The 18,627-nt window shown below is 71.8% G+C and carries 18 protein-coding genes; 6 read left to right on the top strand and 12 right to left on the bottom strand.

The window, feature by feature from the left end; genetic code table 11:
* Positions 1-18: 18 nt before the first annotated feature.
* A complete protein-coding gene (gene miaB / locus ACQP03_RS08830; protein WP_357122626.1) occupies positions 19-1,518 on the bottom strand; it encodes a tRNA (N6-isopentenyl adenosine(37)-C2)-methylthiotransferase MiaB in 1,500 nt (499 codons plus the stop codon).
* A gap of 56 nt (positions 1,519-1,574) precedes the next feature.
* On the opposite strand from miaB, the gene ACQP03_RS08825 reads away from it, so the two are divergent.
* Entirely contained in the window at positions 1,575-1,829 is a 255-nt protein-coding gene (locus ACQP03_RS08825; RefSeq protein WP_357398695.1) for a DUF2277 family protein, read from the top strand.
* 101 nt (positions 1,830-1,930) lie between these two features.
* Here ACQP03_RS08825 and ACQP03_RS08820 read toward each other — a convergent pair whose 3' ends face one another.
* Positions 1,931-2,410, bottom strand: coding sequence for a hypothetical protein (locus ACQP03_RS08820; RefSeq protein ID WP_357122620.1), 480 nt, complete (start codon positions 2,408-2,410; stop codon positions 1,931-1,933).
* 240 nt (positions 2,411-2,650) lie between these two features.
* A complete protein-coding gene (gene selD, locus ACQP03_RS08815) occupies positions 2,651-3,640 on the bottom strand; it encodes a selenide, water dikinase SelD (RefSeq protein WP_357122617.1) in 990 nt (329 codons plus the stop codon).
* 194 nt (positions 3,641-3,834) lie between these two features.
* Here selD and ACQP03_RS08810 point away from each other — a divergent pair, with 194 nt between their 5' ends.
* The 4 genes from ACQP03_RS08810 to ACQP03_RS08795 all read left to right on the top strand — a co-directional run bounded on the left by ACQP03_RS08810 (position 3,835) and on the right by ACQP03_RS08795 (position 7,280).
* Positions 3,835-4,590, top strand: a complete 756-nt coding sequence (locus ACQP03_RS08810) for an amino acid ABC transporter ATP-binding protein (RefSeq protein ID WP_357122614.1) — start codon at positions 3,835-3,837, stop codon at positions 4,588-4,590.
* A gap of 57 nt (positions 4,591-4,647) precedes the next feature.
* Positions 4,648-5,583: a glutamate ABC transporter substrate-binding protein gene (locus ACQP03_RS08805; RefSeq protein WP_357398697.1), complete on the top strand. Its 936-nt coding sequence runs from the start codon at positions 4,648-4,650 to the stop codon at positions 5,581-5,583.
* 82 nt (positions 5,584-5,665) lie between these two features.
* Positions 5,666-6,322: an amino acid ABC transporter permease gene (locus ACQP03_RS08800; RefSeq protein WP_357122608.1), complete on the top strand. Its 657-nt coding sequence runs from the start codon at positions 5,666-5,668 to the stop codon at positions 6,320-6,322.
* Positions 6,323-6,407: 85 nt separating this feature from the next.
* On the top strand, positions 6,408-7,280 hold the full coding sequence (locus ACQP03_RS08795) for an amino acid ABC transporter permease (protein ID WP_433460788.1): 873 nt from the start codon (positions 6,408-6,410) through the stop codon (positions 7,278-7,280).
* A gap of 107 nt (positions 7,281-7,387) precedes the next feature.
* On the opposite strand, the gene rny is transcribed toward ACQP03_RS08795, so the two are convergent.
* The 7 genes from rny to ACQP03_RS08760 form a co-directional block, all read right to left on the bottom strand.
* Positions 7,388-9,154, bottom strand: a complete 1,767-nt coding sequence (gene rny / locus ACQP03_RS08790; protein ID WP_357122602.1) for a ribonuclease Y — start codon at positions 9,152-9,154, stop codon at positions 7,388-7,390.
* A 583-nt stretch (positions 9,155-9,737) separates the two neighbouring features.
* Positions 9,738-10,430: a regulatory protein RecX gene (locus tag ACQP03_RS08785; RefSeq protein WP_357122599.1), complete on the bottom strand. Its 693-nt coding sequence runs from the start codon at positions 10,428-10,430 to the stop codon at positions 9,738-9,740.
* Between the two features lie 14 nt (positions 10,431-10,444).
* Complete coding sequence (gene recA, locus ACQP03_RS08780) at positions 10,445-11,491, bottom strand: recombinase RecA (RefSeq protein WP_354884861.1); 1,047 nt, start codon at positions 11,489-11,491, stop codon at positions 10,445-10,447.
* Between the two features lie 184 nt (positions 11,492-11,675).
* A complete protein-coding gene (locus tag ACQP03_RS08775; protein WP_357122594.1) occupies positions 11,676-11,876 on the bottom strand; it encodes a DUF3046 domain-containing protein in 201 nt (66 codons plus the stop codon).
* 4 nt (positions 11,877-11,880) lie between these two features.
* Complete coding sequence (locus ACQP03_RS08770) at positions 11,881-13,302, bottom strand: MFS transporter (RefSeq protein WP_433460787.1); 1,422 nt, start codon at positions 13,300-13,302, stop codon at positions 11,881-11,883.
* A gap of 252 nt (positions 13,303-13,554) precedes the next feature.
* Positions 13,555-15,159 carry an FAD-dependent oxidoreductase gene (locus ACQP03_RS08765; RefSeq protein WP_433460786.1) on the bottom strand — a complete coding sequence of 535 codons (1,605 nt, stop codon included), beginning with the start codon at positions 15,157-15,159 and terminating at the stop codon, positions 13,555-13,557.
* A gap of 111 nt (positions 15,160-15,270) precedes the next feature.
* A complete protein-coding gene (locus ACQP03_RS08760) occupies positions 15,271-15,960 on the bottom strand; it encodes a TetR/AcrR family transcriptional regulator (protein ID WP_433460785.1) in 690 nt (229 codons plus the stop codon).
* 88 nt (positions 15,961-16,048) lie between these two features.
* Here ACQP03_RS08760 and ACQP03_RS08755 point away from each other — a divergent pair, with 88 nt between their 5' ends.
* Positions 16,049-16,279, top strand: coding sequence for a hypothetical protein (locus tag ACQP03_RS08755; RefSeq protein ID WP_357175216.1), 231 nt, complete (start codon positions 16,049-16,051; stop codon positions 16,277-16,279).
* 40 nt (positions 16,280-16,319) lie between these two features.
* Here the strand turns inward: ACQP03_RS08755 and ACQP03_RS08750 are convergent, their stop codons facing one another.
* Together ACQP03_RS08750 and ACQP03_RS08745 are read right to left on the bottom strand one after the other, a co-directional pair.
* Positions 16,320-17,024 carry a UdgX family uracil-DNA binding protein gene (locus ACQP03_RS08750; protein WP_433460784.1) on the bottom strand — a complete coding sequence of 235 codons (705 nt, stop codon included), beginning with the start codon at positions 17,022-17,024 and terminating at the stop codon, positions 16,320-16,322.
* Between the two features lie 252 nt (positions 17,025-17,276).
* On the bottom strand, positions 17,277-18,617 hold the full coding sequence (locus tag ACQP03_RS08745) for an aminotransferase class I/II-fold pyridoxal phosphate-dependent enzyme (protein WP_433460783.1): 1,341 nt from the start codon (positions 18,615-18,617) through the stop codon (positions 17,277-17,279).
* Between the last annotated feature and the right edge of the window lie 10 nt (positions 18,618-18,627).

Raw genomic sequence — 18,627 nt, 5'->3', positions numbered from 1 at the left:
GGCGGGCCCCGACCTGCGTCAGTGCGCGGCGCAGCCGCCGGCGGGCGCGGGCGCGACCGCCGGGGCACCGACCGTGGGCAGTCCGAGCAACACCCCGGGGGTACGCGGGGAGCGCCCGGCCTCGGCGGCGTCACCGGCCCGGGTCCGGCGGTGCGACAGGGGCGCGCCGTCGGCGTTGAGGTGGTGCGGCGCGGCGTAGGTGATCTCGGTGTGCACGATGTCGCCGGGCCGGATCGACCCGGCGAAGCTGCCGGCGTCGAAGTGCACGAGACGACCGTCGCGGGCCCGCCCGGACAGCCGCCCGGTCCGCTCGTCCTTGCGCCCCTCGCCGACCGCGACCAGCACCTCGACGGTCTCCCCCACCAGGCGCTTGTTCTCCGCCCAGGTGATCTCCTCGACGCAGGCGATCAGCCGCTCGTAACGCTCCTGCACGACCTGCTTGGGCAGCTGGCCGTCCATGGTGGCGGCGGGGGTGCCGGGGCGCTTGGAGTACTGGAAGGTGAAGGCCGACGAGAAGCGGGCCTCGCGCACCACGTCCAGCGTGCGCTGGAAGTCGGCCTCGGTCTCGCCGGGGAAGCCGACGATGATGTCGGTGGTGATCGCCGCGTCCGGCATCGCCGCCCGGACCTTCTCGATGATCCCCAGGTACCGCTCGGAGCGGTACGACCGGCGCATCGCCTTCAGCACGTCGTCGGAGCCGGACTGCAACGGCATGTGCAGCGAGTGGCACACGTTCGGGGTCTCGGCCATCGCGGCGATCACGTCGTCGGTGAAGTCCTTCGGGTGCGGGCTGGTGAACCGGACCCGCTCCAGGCCGTCGATCTCACCGGTCGCGCGCAGCAGCTTGCCGAACGCGTACCGGTCGCCGAACTCGACGCCGTACGAGTTGACGTTCTGCCCGAGCAGGGTCACCTCCAGCACGCCCTCGTCGACGAGGGCGCGCACCTCGGAGAGGATGTCGCCGGGGCGCCGGTCCTTCTCCTTGCCGCGCAGAGAGGGCACGATGCAGAACGTGCAGGTGTTGTTGCAGCCCACCGAGATCGAGACCCAGCCGGCGTACGTCGACTCGCGGCGGGTCGGCAGCGTGGACGGAAAGACGTCCAGCGACTCCAGGATCTCCACCTCGGCGGCGGCGTTGTGCCGGGCCCGTTCCAGCAGGACCGGAAGCGCGCCGATGTTGTGCGTGCCGAAGACCACGTCCACCCAGGGCGCCTTGCGGACGATCTCGCCACGGTCCTTCTGCGCCAGGCAACCACCGACGGCGATCTGCATCCCCGGGTGCTTGTCCTTCACGGGGCGCAGATGACCGAGGTTGCCGTAGAGCCGGTTGTCGGCGTTCTCCCGCACCGCGCAGGTGTTGAAGACGACGATGTCCGGGGTGTCGTCGGCTTGGGGCGCGCGCACGTAGCCGGCCTGTTCGAGCAGGCCGGAGATGCGCTCGGAGTCGTGCACGTTCATCTGGCAGCCGTAGGTGCGCACCTGGTAGGTGCGCGGGCTGCCCGCCGCTGCGGTAGTCATGACCTGGACAGCGTATCCGGGTCGGCCGGATCACCCCGAACCGAGGAGCACCCGACATGTGCCGAAGCATCAAGACGTTGCGGGAGCCGTTCACCCCGCAGGTGACCGACGCGGACATCGAGGCGGCGGCGTTGCAGTACGTCCGCAAGATCTCCGGCTTCCGGGCGCCCGCCGCGCACAACGCCGCCGCCTTCGAGGCCGCCGTGGCCGCCGTGACCGAAGCCACCCGCACCCTGCTCGACCAGTTGGTCGTGCGGGGTGGGTCGAACGCCGCCGACCGGCCGGCCGCCACCGCCCCGGGGCGCGGCTGACGCCCCGGCCCGGCCGGCTCGGCGCGAGCGGGCCCGGCCGGCTCGCTGGCGGTCAGGCCCGGCCGGCCCGGCGTGAGTAGGCCCGGCCGGCTCGGCGGCGGTCAGGCTGCGGCGAGGACCGGCGCGACGGTGTCGGGCGCCCAGCGGGAGCGGTGACACTGCGACCAACCCCGGCAGCCCGGGTCACCCAACGAGCAGAGCCGTCGCCGGCTGAGCACCTCGCCGTCGTCGGTGTCCCGGACGTCGAAGTGCACCGGGCGGACCGTGCCGTCCGGTGCGACGAGCAGGTGCCGGCTGGCGTCCAACGTGTCGTCCCGCAGCAGGCAGTCCCGGCCCAGCAGCCGGGCCAGCGCGGCGATGCTGGCGTGCTCGGAGAGCCGCTCGGGCACTCCGTAACAGTCGATCACCGTCGGGAACTCGCCCGGCGCCTGCCAGACGTCACACACCACCGCGTACGCGGGCAGTCGCGCCGGGTCCGCCGCGGCCAGCGGCATCACCACCCGACCGAGCGCCTCGGCCAGCGCCGGGTAGACCTCCACGGGTCGGACCCGGTCGATTCTCCAGTTCCACAGCTCGGTCATTCCGCCTCCTCGCTGCGTTCGTCCCACCGGCCTCCGGATCGGGCCTTACTGACGATGGTGGGGGGCATATGACCTCAGCCGGGGGCAAGTTACCGGTCTGTGACCATTCCGGGCAAAATTTCCCTGAGCGGCATTGCTCGGAGTAGCGGGAAGGTGACAGTTTATCGGGTATCGTGCGCCAGCCGAACCACCGGGCCAGCGTGTCCCGGCACCATCGGTAGCGGTTCGGTGGGCCGTGGGTCAGCGCAGGACGACCAGGTGCTCCCCGCGGGGCAGCAGCTCTCCCACCACCGGTGCGCCCGGCAGCTCACCCGCGACCAGCAGACCGCCGGACGTCTGCGCGTCGGCCAGCAGCAGCCGCTCTCCCTCGTCGGCCGCGCCGAAGTCCGTCCACGGGGTGACCCACTCCAGGTTGCGTCGGCTCCCGCCACTGACGTACCCGTCGCGCAGCGCCTCCCTTGCGCCCGCCAGGTACGGCACCCGGGCCGTGTCGATGGCCACCGTCAGCCGGCTGGCGCGGGCCAGCTTCGAGGCGTGCCCCAGCAGACCGAACCCGGTCACATCGGTGCCGCACCGGATGCCGGCGGCGACCGCGGCGCGCGCCGCGTCCCGGTTCAGCGCGCTCATCGAGGCGACCGCCTCCGGGAAGCTCTCGCCGGTGGACTTGTGTCGGGTATTGAGCACGCCCACACCGAGCGGCTTGGTCAGGGACAGCGGTATCCCGGCCCGGCCCGCGTCCAGAGTGATCAGCTCTTCGGGGCGTACGGTGCCGGTGACCGCGAGGCCGTACTTCGGACCGTCGTCGTCCACACTGTGCCCGCCGGCCAGGTGACAGCCCGCCTCCCGGGCCACGTCCTGGCCGCCGCGCAGCACCTCCCGCGCCAGTTCCAGCGGCAGCACGTCCCGCGGCCAGCAGAGCAGGTTCAACGCCACCAGCGGGATGCCGCCCATCGCGTACACGTCGGACAACGCGTTGGCCGCGGCGATGCGCCCCCAGTCGTACGCGTCGTCGACGACCGGGGTGAAGAAGTCCGCGGTGCTGACCAGGCCCGTACGCTCGTCCAGGCGGACCACCGCGGCGTCGTCGCCGTGGTCGAGGCCGACCAGCAGCTCGGCGGTGCCGGTGGCCGGGCCGAGACCGGCCACCATGGCCTCCAACTCGCCCGGCGGGATCTTGCAGGCGCAGCCGCCGCCGCGCGCGTAACGGGTCAGCCGTACGGGTTCGGTCATCCCCCCATGATTTCGGCAACGCCGTGCCACCGCCACCGTCGCGGCCCACCGGTGACCGAAACCGGACCCCCGTAGCCGATCGTGACCGGTGTTACCGCTCCGTGACCAACTGGGTTGCGTTCCGCCACATCATGCCGCCTACAGTTGCCCAACCGGGGGTCGACCGACCCCGATCCGGGGAGACGACAGGGACGGTGGACGACGTGACGACGGGCGAACCGCTCATCGTGCTGGACGCGGTCAACAAGTGGTTCGGACCGCTGCACGTGCTGGACGACGTCTCGCTGTCGGTGGGTCGGGGCGAGGTGGTCGTGGTCATCGGCCCGTCCGGCTCCGGCAAGTCGACGCTGTGCCGCGCCATCAACAGACTGGAACCGATCAACTCCGGCACCATCACCTTCGACGGTCAGCCACTGCCGGCCGAGGGCAAGCCCCTCGCTCGCCTGCGCAGCGAGGTGGGGATGGTGTTCCAGTCCTTCAACCTCTTCGCCCACAAGACCATCCTGGAGAACGTCACCCTCGGGCCGGTCAAGGTCCGCAAGGAGAAGCCCGCCGTGGCCCGCGAGCGCGGTCTGGCCCTGCTCGACCGGGTCGGTATCGCCAACCAGGCGGACAAGTTCCCCGCCCAGCTCTCCGGCGGCCAGCAGCAGCGGGCGGCCATCGCCCGAGCGCTGGCCATGCAGCCCAAGGCGATGCTGTTCGACGAGCCCACCAGCGCCCTCGACCCGGAGATGGTCGGCGAGGTGCTGGACGTGATGACCTCGCTGGCGCGCGACGGCATGACCATGGTCGTGGTCACCCACGAGATGGGCTTCGCGCGGCACGCCGCCAACCGGGTCATCTTCATGGCCGACGGCCGGCTCGTCGAGGACGCCTCCCCGGCGGAGTTCTTCGAGAACCCGCGCAGCGAGCGGGCCAAGGACTTCCTCTCCAAGATCCTCACGCACTAGGCGTCCGTAGTGGAGCGCGCCGCACAAGGGCGGGCTCCGTCGAAGAAGGAGAAGAGTATGCGTATGACGCGCGTGGCGGCGGTCGCCATGATGGCCTCCCTCGCCCTTTCCGCCGCGGCCTGCGGCAAGGAGGGTGAGCCGACGCCGAGCGCCGGTGGCAACGCCTCCGGCGCCGCCCAGGGAGACACCTGCAAGAGCTCCGGCGCGACCTTCACCCCGAAGTCGGACGCTGCCGTCGCCGGCAGCCCGACCTTCGAAAAGATCAAGACGGCCGGCACGGTCTCCGTCGGGGTCAAGTTCGACCAGCCGAACCTCGGCTACAAGGACGCCCAGGGCAAGCGGTGCGGCTTCGACATCGAGATCGCCCAGTACGTCGCGAGCACGCTCGGCATCGACCCCGCGAAGATCCAGTACAAGGAGATCGCGTCGGCCAACCGGGAGACCGCGATCAAGGGTGGTGAGGTCGACTACTACGTCGGCACCTACTCGATCACCGACAAGCGCAAGAACGACATCTCCTTCGCCGGCCCGTACTTCGTCGCCGGCCAGGACCTGCTGGTCCGCAAGGACGAGTCGTCGATCACCGGCAAGGACACCCTCAAGGGCAAGAAGGTCTGCTCGGCCACCGGCTCGACGCCGATCCAGAGGGTCCGCGACGAGGGTCTGACCGAGGCGAACAACATCGTCGAGTTCAAGACCTACTCGGAGTGCGTCTCGCAGCTGCTGGACAAGAAGGTCGACGCCGTCACCACCGACGACGCGATCCTCAAGGGCTACGCGGCGCAGGACCCGGACGGACTCAAGGTGGTCGGCCAGCCGTTCAGCACCGAGAAGTACGGCATCGGCCTGCCGAAGGATGACAAGGCGCTGCGCGACTACGTCAACGACCAGATCGAGGCCGCCTTCACCAACGGCACCTGGCAGAAGATCTACGACGGCACGCTCGGACTCTCCGGCTCGGCCGGCACCCCGCCGAAGGTCGAGCGGTACTGATCGACCCGGCTCGACACGAGTAGCGGCGCCGGGCGGGGTTCGTCCCCGTCCGGCGCCCGTGGAGAGGGACTGAGAGCGAGGCATGGGCGAGTTCTTCCGCGTACTGACGGACAACGGGCAACTGTTCGTCGACGGGTTCACCAACACCGTCAAACTTTTCCTGATCGCCGCGGTCGGCAGCCTCGTCCTCGGCACGCTGCTCGGCGCGATGCGGGTCTCGCCCGTGCCGGCCCTGCGCGCGTTCGGCGCCACGTACGTCAACCTGGTGCGCAACACCCCGCTGACGCTGGTCTTCGCGTTCCTCGTGTTCGCGGTGCCGAAGCTCGACGTCAACTTCGACTACGACACCAGCGCCGCCATCGCGCTGACCGTCTACACCTCCGCGTTCGTCTGCGAGGTGATCCGCTCCGGCGTCAACACGGTCGCCGCCGGGCAGGCCGAGGCGGCCCGCGCCCTGGGCATGACCTTCGGTCAGGTGCTCACGCTCATCGTGCTGCCGCAGGCGCTGCGCGCGATGGTCCCGCCGATGGTCAGCGTGTTCATCGCGATGCTGAAGAACACCACCATCGCCGCCGGTTTCTCGGTGCTGGAAGCGGGCGCGATCCCCGCGTACATGGCCGAGCGGGGCGAGCCGCAGTTCGCCGTCCTGCTCTGGATCACCATCGGCTTCCTGATCCTGATCCTGCCGCTGGTGGCGTTGCAACGGTTCCTCGAACGCAAGTGGCGGGTGGCACGGTGAGCCCGGCTACGGCGAACGAAAGGTGCGCGGTGAGCGCGAGGAGTGAGCTTGCGAGCCCCGCAGTCGCGAACGGAGGGTGGTTGAGTTGAGCCAGGCGTCGATCCTCTACGACCTGCCCGGTCCCCGCGCCAAGCGGCGCAACGCGATCCTGGGCGTCGTCTCCACCGCCGGCATCATCGCCCTGCTCGCCTACATCGGCTACAAGTTCGCCGACACCGGGCAGTTCGAGGCTCGCAAGTGGGAGCAGTTCCAGTACGCCTCGGTGCAACGCGAGCTGCTCGGCGGCCTGTGGGCGACGCTGAAGGCCGCCGGCATCGCCGCGGTCCTGGCGCTGCTGTTCGGCGCGATCTTCGCCAGCGGCCGCCTCAGCGACAAGTGGGTCCTGCGGGCCCCGTCGACGTTCGTGGTGGAGCTGTTCCGCGCGATCCCCCTGCTGATCCTGATCTTCTTCGGCTACTACGTGCCGCTGCAGTACGGCTGGTCGATCGACAAGCTGTGGGCGCTGGTCATCGGGCTGATGCTCTACAACGGCTCGGTGCTCGCGGAGATCTTCCGCGCCGGCATCAACGCGGTGCCGTACGGGCAGACCGAGGGCGCGTACGCGGTCGGCTTGCGCAAGAACCAGGTACTGCGGCTCATCCTGCTGCCGCAGGCCGTCCGGTCGATGCTCCCGGCGATCGTCAGCCAGCTCGTCGTGCTGCTCAAGGACACCGCGCTGGGCTTCATCATCACGTACCCCGAGCTGCTGTTCGCCGGGAAGCAGATCGGCGGCCGGTTGCCGTTCGGGCTGCCGTACGTGCCGACGTACCTGATCGTGGCGGCCGTCTACATCACGATCTGCGGGCTGCTGTCGATCTTCGCGTGGTGGTTGCAGCGGCGGCTGGGCCGCATGCCGCGAACTGCGGCCAAGATAGTGCCGTCCCAGGACTTCGGTCGAGACTCAACGGCGATGATCTGACCGGACGACCGCCTGGAGTGTGATCGACCCAGTTTCGCCAATATCGGGGTGTCCCCATTGAGGGGACACCCCGATATTGCTGAATTCGTGGTGATCGTGTCGGAGGGTCAGCGGGCGATCTCGGTGACCCGGGACTCGCGGACCACGGTGACCCGGATCTGACCCGGGTAGGTCAGCTCCTCCTCGATCTGCTTGGCCACGTCACGGGCCAGCACGGCCGCCCCGATGTCGTCGACGTCGTCCGGCTTGACCATCACCCGGATCTCCCGGCCGGCCTGCATGGCGAAGACCTTGTCCACGCCGAGCTTGCCGGCCGCGATCTCCTCGATCCGCTCCAGCCGCTTGACGTACGCCTCGAGGCTCTCCCGGCGCGCGCCCGGCCGACCACCGGAGCAGGCGTCGGACGCCTGGGTGAGGACGGCCTCGATGGTCTGCGGGGGCACCTCGTTGTGGTGCGCCTCGATGGCGTGCACCACGTCCTCGTGCTCGCCGTACTTGCGGGCCAGGTCGGCGCCGATGATGGCGTGGCTGCCCTCGACCTCGTGGGTGAGCGCCTTGCCGATGTCGTGCAGGAACGCCGACCGCTTGATGGTGGGCACGTCCAGCCGCAGCTCGGCGGCCATGATGCCGGCGATGTGCGCGGTCTCCACGAGGTGCTTGAGCACGTTCTGGCCGTACGACGTGCGGTAGCGCAGCCGGCCCAGCAGGGTCACCAGCTCCGGGTGGATCTCGGTGATACCCACCTCGACCAGGGCGTCCTCGGCGGCGCGCAGGCAGAGCTGCTCCACCTCCTGGCGGGCCAGGTCGTAGACCTCCTCGATCCGGTGCGGGTGGATCCGCCCGTCCAGCACGAGCTTCTCGAGGGTGAGCCGGCCGACCTCGCGGCGCACCGGGTCGAAGCAGGAGAGCAGCACGGCCTCGGGGGTGTCGTCGATGATCAGGTTGACGCCGGTGACCGACTCGAAGGCCCGGATGTTGCGGCCCTCGCGGCCGATGATGCGGCCCTTCATCTCGTCCCCGGGCAGGTGCAGGACGCTCACCACACTCTCGGCGGTCTGTTCGCTGGCGACCCGCTGAATCGCGTCCACCACGATGTGCCGGGCCCGCTGCTCGGCGGTGTTGCGCGCGTCGGACTCGATGTCGCGCACCAGGAGCGCCGCCTCCCGCTTGGCGGACGTCTCGATCGCCTCGATCAGCTCCAGCCGGGCGGACTCGGCGGTGAGGCCGGCCACCCGCTCCAGCTCCCGGCGGCGCAGCTCCTCGGCCTCGGCCAGCTCGGTCTCGCGCTGGGCGAGCGCGGACTCCCGGGCGGCGAGGGCGGCGCCCGCCGCCGTGAGCTGCCGCTCCCGCTCGGCGAACCGCTCCACCTCCTCGGTGTGCAGCCGCTCCCGCTCGTCCATCCGGGCCGCCCGCCGCTCCACCTCGGCGGCCTGTTCGCGGGTCGTGGCGGCGAGCACCGCGACCTCCCGCTCGCCGCTGCGGCGCGCGGCCGTGCGGAGCTGCTCGGCGTCCGCCTCGGCCTGCTTGTGCGCCCGTTCCAGCACGGTGTCCGCCTCGGCGCGGGCGTCGTCGAGCACTCGCCGGGCCTCGGCCCGGGCCGCCTTCGCCTCGGCTTTGGCCGCCGCCGCTTCGGCGCGGGCCGCGGAGGCGGCGGACTTTGCCACGTCGATCGTGCTGTTCGCCTGGTCGGCCGCGTCGCGCAGGGCGGCCAGGGACTGCTCCTGACGGTCCTTCTCGGCGATGAAGGCGGGATCCTCCGGGGCGGATGTCGAGCCGATCCGGCGCAGCGTCCGGATGCCGACCAGCACCGCCGCGACCACGACCACGGCGAGGATCAGGACGGCCGCGAGGAGCACCACGTCGAGGGCGTTCATGCCGGAACCCCGCGAGGTCCATCCGTGCGCCTGTGCCGCCGCCCCGCCATGGCCGCCTCCCCTGAACGTCATGACCGCAGCGACTGTGCCCAGGGCACACTCCTGCGGCTGTGGACGCCCGACCGGAGCGGCTGGCCGTAGATAGCTCTCTCCGCCGGCGGTGCCCTCGGGCATCGTCGGCGACCGGGTGCAGTTGTCGCGACGTCCCGGACCGGCCAGTCCGGAACTGCCGCCAAAGGCCGTGGAGCCGGCCAAAGTGATGCTGTTCTGTTACGAGATCTATGTTGTGCGCTTAGCCTGCAATGGTCGGGCAATGTGAGCCTGTATGGCGAGGCTAGGTCTCCGAGGGCGGTCTGGTCAAGGACTCATGATCAAACCCCCCGAACGGAGAGAAGTTGCAGCGTCACGCAAAGCTGATGTCGTGTCGGACACGGCAGGACAAAGGCGGCGAGCCGACGCCTCGATTCGACCGTCGTGCCTGTTCAGCGACCGCACAGGTCCGCCGACGGGCCGTCAATGTGACACCCGCGACCCGACGTCGGCCCGTCGCACCCGTCCCTGGGTCAGCGCGGGATCGTGCCGTTCAGTCGATCGGGCGGTTGTCCCGCTCCAGCTCGCCCTCGGCGTCGGCCAGGGCGTCGGCGTCGATCTGCTCGGCGAACTCGGCCGCCTCGGCGCTCTGCGCGGCGAGCGCGTCCTTCACCGCCCGGATGGCCACGCCGGGCGGGTAACCCTTGCGGGCCAGCATGCCCACCAGCCGGCGGAAGACCGCGTCCGGCTCACCCCGGGCGGTACGCAGTTTGCGCTCCACGAGGGCACGGGCGGTCTCCGCCTCGGTCTCCTCGTCCAACTCGCCCAACGCCTCGGTGGCCACCTCGCCGTCCACGCCCTTGCGGCGCAGCTCGTTGGCGAGCGCCCGGCGGGCAAGACCGCGCCCGGAGTGTCGACTCGACACCCAGGCTCGCGCGAACGCGGCGTCGTCGATGATGCCGACCTCGTCGTACCGGTCGAGCACGTCGGCCGACACCTCTTCGGAGATGCCCCGCTTGGCCAGCGCCCCGGCCAGCTCGGCGCGGGTACGCGGTCGCACGGCGAGTTGGCGCAGGCAGATCTCGCGCGCCAGCTCGGACTCGTCGCGCGGTGTGGACGCCTGCTCGTCGGCCGGCGACTCGGCCCGCCGGCCGCCCCGGCGAGGGCGCGGCGGAGCGGCGTCATCGCCCGTACGAGGCGGACTGGCATCCCAGCCCCGCCCCGTACGGGCGCGTCGTCCTGCCATCGGTCAGCGACCGGTCAGAAGTCGACCGGCGGCAGCTCCGGGCCACCGGCGGCGTCGCCCGCGCCGACCCCGACGCCGAGCTTCTCCAGGATCTTCTTCTCGATCTCGGCGGCCACGTCCGGGTTCTCCTTCAGGAACTCCCGGGCCTTCTCCTTGCCCTGGCCGAGCTGGTCACCGTCGTACGTGTACCACGCGCCGGACTTGCGGATGATCGCCTGCTCCACGCCGACGTCGATCAGCGAGCCCTCGCGCGAGATGCCCTTGCCGTACATGATGTCGAACTCGGCCTGCTTGAACGGCGCGGCCACCTTGTTCTTCACGACCTTGACCCGGGTGCGGTTACCGACCACGTCGGTGCCGTCCTTGAGGCTCTCGATGCGGCGCACGTCGAGCCGGACCGAGGCGTAGAACTTCAGCGCCCGACCACCGGTCGTGGTCTCCGGGCTGCCGAACATCACGCCGATCTTTTCCCGGAGCTGGTTGATGAAGATCGCCGTGGTGCCGGTGTTGCTGAGCACACCGGTGATCTTGCGCAGCGCCTGGCTCATCAGCCGGGCCTGCAGACCCACGTGGCTGTCGCCCATCTCGCCCTCGATCTCGGCGCGCGGCACCAGGGCCGCCACCGAGTCGATCACGATGATGTCGATCGCGCCCGAGCGGATCAGCATGTCGGCGATCTCCAGCGCCTGCTCGCCCGTGTCCGGCTGGGAGACCAGCATCGCGTCGGTGTCGACGCCGAGGGCCTTCGCGTACTCCGGGTCGAGCGCGTGCTCGGCGTCGATGAAGGCGGCGATGCCGCCGGCCCGCTGGGCGCTGGCCACCGAGTGCAGGGCCACCGTGGTCTTACCGCTGGACTCGGGGCCGTAGATCTCGACCACCCGGCCGCGCGGCAGGCCGCCCACGCCGAGCGCCACATCGAGCGCGATGGAACCGGTCGGGATCACGGCGGTCTGGACGACCGGCCGCTCTCCCAGCCGCATCACCGAGCCCTTGCCGAACTGCTTGTCAATCTGAGCGAGAGCAAGGTCGAGTGCCTTCTCCCGGTCAGGCCCTGCTGCCATGGTTGCCACCCCTGCCTTCGCCGGCGTCTTTGCTGAGCTTCGCGTCACGCGGACACGCTAGGCGCTAGGTCCGACAGAAAACCAGCCGACGGGCCGCGAGCTGTGGACGAGCACCCCGCTGTGGACAATAGCCGAACAGGTGTACGACTCGACAAGCGACACGCGGACCCGACGAAAAGGCTGCTCAGCGTAGTCGCGCGGGCACGCGGTCGGGATACGCGGCGCAGACCGCCCGCCACACCACGTTCGTCCGCTCCCCCGCCGCCAACGCCTGCTCGACGGTCCGGCCGTCAAGCTGGGACAGCACCTGATCCCGGGCGATGCTGGCCGCGTAACCCGGCCCGAACGCCTCCTCCAACCGCGCCCAGAAGTCGGTCAGCCGCACGTGATCAATCCTCCTCACCCGGCGCCCCGGTCGGCACCGGGCGCAACGCTAGCGCCACCAGGGGCACGGTCGCGACCGCCGCGAGCAGGGTGAGCACGGGATAACCGGCCACCTGCATGACAAACCCGCTGAGCACCGCGGCACCCGCGCCCGCCAACCCCATGATCAGGTCCGAGAATCCCTGGACGCTCGGCCGCACATCGGCCGACACCGACTCGGAGAGCAGCGTCGAGCCGGCCACCATCGTCCCCGACCAGCCCAGCCCGAGCAGGACGAGACCGACCGAGAGCCGAGGCGTGTGGTGCCCTGCGGTGCCGGCCACCGCGCAGGCGGCCAGCAGCAGTCCGACCCCGCCCAGGATCACCGCCCGCCGGCCGAGCCGGTCGGTGAGCCAGCCGACGACCGGGGAGAACGCATACATGCCGGCGATGTGCAGACTCAGCACGATCCCGACCAGCCGCAGCACGTCGGCGTCGGCGTGCGACTCACCGAGCCGCACCGGGGTCATCGCCATCACCGCCACCATCACCAGGTGACCCACCGCCACCGCGGCGATGCCGAGCCGGGCGGCGGGCTGAGCGCGTACCACCGACCAGGCCGCCCGCATCCCGGCGCCGCGCGGCGCGCGGGCACCGACCGGCGCGGCGGCCGGCCCGCCGCCACCGCCCGTCGGCGACCCGGCGGTCCCGGCGGCGGGGGCGGTCGCCGCCGCCGCACCGCCCGGCGGCACGGCGGCGACCGGCCCGGGACCGTCGGGCACGGATGCGGCGTCGGCCGCCGCGAGTCGCCGCGCGGTGAGCAGCGGGTCGGGCCGCAACAGGCCGAGGAGTACGACGGCAGCCAGCACGAACGCCGCCGCGCTGAACGCGAACGGACCGGCCAGCGCGGGCAGCCCCCAGCCGGTGGTCACCCGGTCGGCCAGGGCGGCGAAGTTCGGCGCGGCCACCGCGCCGATGGTGGTGGCCCAGACGATCAATGAGAGCTGGCGACCTCGACGGGCCGGCTCGGCGAGGTCCACGGCGGTGTAGCGGGCCTGGAGGTTGGCGGCGGTGCCGCCACCGAACAGCAGCATGCCGAGAAGGAGCAGCGGCACCGAGCGGGTGGCCGCCGCCAACACCACGAGGACGCCACCGACGGCGCCCACCGTGTACGCCAGCACCAGGCCGGGCCGGCGACCGTGCCGGGCCATGATCCGGGTGACCGGGACGGCGAGCAGCGCCGCGCCGACCACCCCGGCACTCTGCGCGATGCCGGCCAGCGCGGTGCCGGCCACCCGGGCGGCGAGCAGCGCGCCGACGGAGATGCCGATGGTCACGCCGATGCCACCGATGATCTGGGTGGTGACGAGCAGCCGCATGGTGCGCCGCTGAATCGGCGCGACGTCGAGTCGGGCGGCGGTACGCGGCTCGGTCAGGTCGGTGGCCATCGGCGCTCCTCGAGGACGGGGTTCCCATCCTCGCGCACCCACCCCGGACCCCGACGCCCCGCGCCCCGCGCCCGCCCCGCCGCGCGCTGGCCCGCCGCGCGCTGGCCCGCCGCGCCCTGGCCCGCCGCGCCCGTCACGACCGCAAGATCCACGCAACAACAGGGAAGTTGCTGTCTCGGCGCGCCGGGAAGCAGCAGTTTCCCCGATGTTGCGCGGATCTTCGCGGCACCGATCTTCGCGCGGGTCCGTCGGTCAGCCGGTCATCACCCGCTGGTGCAGGGAGGACACCGCCGCGCGGGCCGCCACGAACGCGCCGTGCTGCCAGGCCACCTCGTGACTGAGCCAGTCCCCGGCGAAGTAGACCCGCCCGGCCGGCTGGAGCAGCCGGTCGTATCCGGCGGTGCCGTACCGGGGCGAGGTCCAGGCGCCCTCGATGTAGCGGGTCCGGTCCCAGGCGTGCGAGTACGAGGTGACCAGCTCGCTGCGGTACTTGTCGCCGTGGATCTTCACGCCCTGGCTGACCGCCCGCTCCTGGCGCAGCTCGGGGGTGAGCCCGCTGTAGGCCCGGGCGTTCGCCCCGGTGTTGTAGTAGCCGACGACCAGACCCCGCTTGCCGTGGAAGCCGTAGGACGGGTACCAGATGTGCGACAGGTCCAGGTCGGTCTCGGTGATGCCGCCGTAGATCCGCTGGTCGGTCTCCCACCAGCGGCTGCGGTACTCCAGACCGATCTTGCCGGCGGCGGTGACGGGGAAGTCGGCCAGGGCGGCGGTCACGTCGACGCCGAGGTTGTGCGGCACCCGGGCCATCAGGTGCGGTGGCAGCGCGGCCACGCAGTAGTCGGCGGTGATCTGCGCCAGCCGGCCGCCCTGGCGATAGGTCACCTCGACCCGGCTGCCCCGGTCCGTCACTCCGGTCACCTCGGCGTTGAGGCGGATCCGGTGCCCGCCGACGGCCTTGGCGAGGGCGCGGGGGATCTGGTCCATCCCGCCGACCGGCTGGAACATCAGCATGGCCTGGTCGTAGCCGAACTCGAAGGAGAAGTACCGGCCCACGTTGCTGGCGAAGACGTCGGAGAGCGCCGGCGGCGCGCCGAGCAGGCTGCCGACGTCGTTACCCGCGCCGGGGTACGTGGAGAAGCCGCGTCGGCTGGTCCCGGTGTACGCCCAGTCGCTGGCACGCCCGCCGATCGCGCCGAAGCTCTGCAGAAACGACAGCAGCCGCTCCCGGTCCTCGGTGGTGAGTCGCGCGTCCAGCGCACCCTGGTCGGTGGCCTTCGCGAGCATCTCCGAGACGTAGCCGTAGACGTCGGCCTTGGCGGTGCGGTAGCGGACCGGCTCGGTCATCCCGGCGGACTCGTTGTAGATCCAGGCGTCGGCGTTCTGGTTGGTGAAGACCTCGACGGGTACGCCCAGCTCCCGGCAGTAGTCCATGGTGACCATCCACTGTGCGATCCGGCCCGGCCCGGCGTTGAAGTAGACGCCGTCGGAGAAGCCGGCCCGCTGGGTGTGGCCGTCGAGGTCGGTCTCGACGTCGCCGCCACGGATGGTCAGGTTCCGCCCGCCGACGCGGTGCCGCGCCTCCAGGACCGTGCAGTGGTAACCCGCCTTGCCCAGCTCGTACGCGGCGGTGAGCCCCGCGATGCCGCCGCCCAGCACCACGACGCTGGCGCCCGGCCGCCCGGACAGCGTGAAGTCGGACGGCTCCGGCGCCCGGAAGGCCGGCGTCGGCGACGCGGCGGCGCTGGGCGCGAGACCCATGGCGCCCATCGTGGCGAGCATCGCGCCGGCCCCGCCGCTGACCCCGACCGCGCGCAGGAATCCACGCCGGCTCACCGTCGACTGCGTCTGATCACTCATGAACGCCTCCCCTACAAGATCGACTCACGTGAGTCTGTGGAGGGCGTGTTACACCGTTCACGCAACGCGGTTTCCAGTAGGTATCCGGTCTTCTGAATACCGTGGCGACCCTCAGGACGGTGGGTGCCGCGCCACCGAGCGGAGAATGCCGTCCAGGCCCTCCTCGAACAGCAGGTCGTCGCCCCACCGGGAGTCGTCGAGGTGGCCGGAGGCGTTGAGAGTCGGGTAGGCCTCGGCGTGGGCGGTGACATGGTCGCGGGCGGCGGCCCGCGCGTCCGGGTCGGCGCTCCTGCGCCAGGTGGCCTCGGTGAGCGAGGCGCCGATGACGTAGTTGGCCAGTGTTCGCGTGGCCACCGCGAGGTGGCGGCCACGGCAGCCGCCGCGTACCAGCGCCGCCTGGAGGAACTCGGTGCGGGCCAACACGTTGGGGCCGAGCATCGGACGCCCGACCAGGCCCGGCGCCCAGGGATGCCGGAGCATGGCGGAGCGCCAGCCGCGGACGAGGACGCGGACGTCCCCCGGCCAGTCGTCGGTCGCGTCGGGGATCGGCACGTCGCCGAAGATCTGGTCCATCGCCAGGTCCAGCACGTCGTCCTTGGTCCGCACGTGCCAGTACAGGGCGGTCGCCGTCACGGTGAGGCGCTGGGCGAGGCTGCGCATCGTGAGGCCGTCGATGCCGCGCTCGTCGAGCAGGTCGACCGCCGCGCCCACGATCCGGTCGATCGTCAGTGGTGGCCGGCGCTGCGTCCGGGAGGGCTCCGGGCGTAGCCACACCGACGAGGGAGAACGGCGCTCTGTCATGCCGTCACCCTAATACGGTGGACAGGAAACTTAACGTCGGTAAGCTAGCTGAACATCCGTACACCGACCACCGCACGGAGGTCCCCTCATGCCTCTTCTGCGAGTCCACGTCGACACCGACCGGAGCACCGCTCGGCGCGTCCTGCACCTGCACCAGGAGGGCAGGAGCCATCACGAGTCGCGGGAGGCGGCCCGGGAACAGGCGTGGCGGCAGGGCCGGACCCCGGCTGGGGAGCCGGTCTTCGTCGGCGTCACGAACGGCCGCCGCAACGTCCAGTTGCTCTACGACGTCGAGGTCTACTCCGACACCGCCGGCTGACGCCCGGCCCGACGCGAGCGGGCGCGACGGCGCCGCGCGGCTATCCGGCGAGGGCGCGGGCGGCGACGGTGAGGTCGGCGACCAGCCCCTCGTACGCGGCGTCCTGGTCGTCGGCGCGCAGCACCGCGGACGGGTGGATGGTCGCCAGCAGCCGGGTCGGCGGAGCGTCGGCCAGCGCGCCGGCGCTGTCCACCGGGACCCGCTGGAAGTCCTCGGGGCGCTGGGCCGCCGCGGGCCAGGGCAGCAGTTCGCCGCGCTGCCTCGTGACCCGGAAGGACGGGCCGAGCAGCGCCTTGGCGGCGGTGGCACCGAGCACCACCACGATCGCCGGGTCGAGCCGGGCGAACTCGGCGACCAGCCAGGGACGGCAGGCGGCGATGTGGATCCGGTCCGGCGTCTGGTGGATGCGCCGCTTGCCGCGCACCTCAAAACGGAAATGCTTCACAGCGTTCGTGAGGTACGGCGCGGCCGGGTCGAGGCCGGCGTCGTCGACGGCCCTGCGCAGCAGCCGACCGGCGGGACCGACGAAGGGCAGGCCCTTCTGGTCCTCCATGTCGCCGGGCTGCTCGCCCACGAGCACCACGCGGGCGCTCTCGTCACCCCGCCCGAAGACGGTCTGCGTGGCGTCCCGGTACAGCTCGCAGCCACGACAGTCGCCCGAGGCCGCCCGCAACCCCTCGATGGTGTCGGCCTCGGGAGGGATGAACCGCTGGGCGCCGGGGGCGGCGTCGGTCTGCTCGGCCATGCCGACTGTTATATACCTTTTCGGCCGGCCCTGCCGGATCTGCCTTAGGTGAGATCCGACGGTCCCCCGTCAGTACCCGCCGCCACCGCCACCACACGACGCGAGCGCGATCAGCACGATGATGATCACGATGACCGCGACCGCGACCCCGATCCAGAGCCCTCGATTGCCGCCTGAAGCCATGTCAGCCACCTCCACCGGCGCGCATACCCACCACGGACCCGGCAAACCTCCCGACCCGGTCGCCACGGGTCAGGTGGCGAAACCGGACGGTGGATCGGGACGAATGGCGCGGGCCAGCGCGGCGGCCAGGGGCGTCAGGTCCGCCACGGCCAGGGAACTGACGGTGACGCGCACGGCGGGCGGGGCGGCGATCCGGTAGAGGGCGCCGGGCGCCACCACCCAGCCCGCGTCACGTAGCGCGGTGACCACGCTGGTCTCGTCCGGCACCGGCAGCCAGACGTTGATGCCGCTGCGGCCGTGGGCGGTCAGGCCCTGCTCGGCGAGCGCGGCCACCAGACCCGCGCGCCGCAGCTCGTAGCTCTGCGCCGCACGGCCCACCAGGTCGTCGACCGCCGGGTCCCGCCACAGGGCCAGCACCAGCCGTTGCAGCACGGTGGACACCCAGCCCGCGCCGACCCGCGTCCGGCCGGTCACCCGGGCCACGGTGGTCTCGTCGCCGGCCAGCACCGCCAGTCGCAGGTCCGGGCCGAAGGGTTTGCTCACCGACCGCACGAAGGCCCAGCTCGCGGTCGTGCCGGCAAGCGGGTGCAGGGGTACGCGGGCCAGCTCGGCGGCGTGGTCGTCCTCGATGAGCAGTAGGTCCCGTCGCCCGGCGAGCAGCGCGCGCAGTTCCTCGGCGCGGGCGGCGGAGACGGCCGCGCCGGTCGGGTTCTGGGCGCGGCTGGTGACCACCAGCGCCCGCGCGCCAGCGGTCAGTGCGGCCGCCACCCCGGCCGTGAGCGGCCCCTCGTCGTCCACCGGTACGCCGATCGGGCGCAGCCCGAGGGCGGCGACCAGGTCGAGCAGGTTGGCCCAGCCGGGGTCCTCCACCGCAACCGCGTCGCCGGGGCGCAGGTGGGCGCCGAGGAGGCGTTCGATGCCGTCCAGCGCGCCACCGGTGAGGGTGAGGTCGTCGGCGGGTACGCCGTCGGCGCGCAGCCGGGCGCGGGCGAACTCGGCCAGCTCCGGGAGCACTCCGGCCTGCGAGTAGCCGATCGGTGGGCCGGCGTCGGCGGCGAGCGCGGCGAGGTGCGGACCGATCGGGGGCAGCAGCCGGGGGTCGGGCTCGCCCCGGGACAGGTCACGCGCGCCGGGCAGGGGCGCGGGGCGCAACGCGGAGCGACGGGCGGCCACCGGTGGCCGTGGGCGGACGCGGGTGCCGTGCCGGCCGGCGGTGGTGAGCACGCCGCGCTGGCGCAGCTCCTGGTAGGCGCGGGCGACGGTCGCCGGGCTGACGGCGAGGTCGGCGGCGAGGGCCCGCACCGGCGGCAGGGCCGCTCCGGGTGGCAGAGCGCCGGTACGGATGCCCGATTCGATGCTGGCCAAAATCGTGGCGGCCGTCGTCCCGGTGAACTGATAGCGTGCTGACACAAACAAAAGA

It is taken from the genome of Micromonospora sp. CA-248212 (genome assembly GCF_050948405.1).
In the GTDB taxonomy this organism is placed as follows: domain Bacteria; phylum Actinomycetota; class Actinomycetes; order Mycobacteriales; family Micromonosporaceae; genus Micromonospora.
Note: the sequence above shows the minus strand (reverse complement) of the source record. Positions and strands in the feature narration are given on the sequence as shown.